Annotated in this window: 1 protein-coding gene; it reads left to right on the top strand. The window is 35.2% G+C overall.

The window, feature by feature from the left end:
* Positions 1–156: 156 nt before the first annotated feature.
* Positions 157–1,364, top strand: a 1,208-nt coding sequence (pyrG, locus tag AOG54_RS03570; protein ID WP_055032428.1) for a glutamine hydrolyzing CTP synthase, incomplete at its 3' end; no start/stop codon positions are given.

A 1,364-nucleotide genomic window follows, 5' to 3' on the forward strand; every position in this document is an offset into this window, starting at 1 on the left:
AAAAATGTTAGCATAAATACAAATTTTTTTGAAAAATTATTATATTAAAATAAACGATATAACTTATTTTATAATGTAATTCGTTGTAAAAGTTTAATAATGATATAATGGTACGGTATAGCAAAAAATTTATTAAACGTTTTTCACTACTAGATAATGCATTATATTGTAATTACTGGTGGTGTAATTTCTGGATTAGGAAAGGGAACAATAACTTCCAGTCTTGCATACCTATTAAAAAATAGTGGTTACAGGGTAACTAATATTAAAATAGATCCATACTTAAATTATGATGCTGGTACCATGAACCCATACCAGCATGGAGAGGTTTTTGTTCTTGATGATGGTGGCGAGGTTGATCTTGACCTCGGAAACTATGAACGGTTTTTAGATACAAATTTAACATCTGATAACAATATTACAACCGGGAAGGTGTATAAGGAGGTTATTGAAAAGGAACGCATGGGCGATTACCTTGGAAGCACTGTTCAGATCATACCCCATATAACAAACGAAATTAAAAACAAAATAAGAAAGGCGGCCAAGGGTTATGACATTGCGTTAATAGAGGTTGGTGGTACCGTCGGAGACATTGAATCCATGCCATTCCTGGAGGCCTTAAGGCAGATGAAGTCAGAAAAAAATGATGATATGATATTTGGTCACGTTACACTGATTCCCGAAACTGGGGGGGAACAGAAAACAAAGCCAACGCAGCACAGCGTTAAGGAGCTTCGTGCCATAGGAATCCAGCCAGATATTTTATTCTGCCGTTCAGAGCACCCATTAAATAGCGAGGCAAGGAAAAAAATATCATTATTCACGGACGTTAAGGAATCAGGAATTATAAGCATATACAATGTTAAAAATGTCTATTTTGTTCCGGAACTTATGGAAAAACAGCATATACTGGATCTTATAAGGGAAATTTACAATGCCGATGACCATGAATTCAATTACACATTAATGAATTTTGTCAATAACATAAAAAATCCTAAAGATGAGGTAACAGTTGGAATAATAGGCAAGTACATAGATATGCAGGATGCATATATAAGCCATAAGGAGGCATTTTCACACGTAACAGGCAATACCGGAATTGCGGTAAATATTAAATGGATAGACTCAGATAAATTACTTAAAAACATTGATGATTTAAGGGACCTTGATGGAATACTTATACCCGGTGGATTTGGATACCGTGGTGTTGAGGGTAAAATAATAGCAGAAAGGTATGCCAGGGAAAACAGAATACCATACCTTGGTATATGTCTTGGATTCCAGGTTTCGGTAATTGAGATATCAAGGAATGTTCTCGGCCTTAAGGATGCAAACAGCACAGAATTTGATGCAGAAACTAAATA

It is taken from the genome of Acidiplasma aeolicum, from assembly GCF_001402945.1.
GTDB classification, from domain to species: domain Archaea; phylum Thermoplasmatota; class Thermoplasmata; order Thermoplasmatales; family Thermoplasmataceae; genus Acidiplasma; species Acidiplasma aeolicum.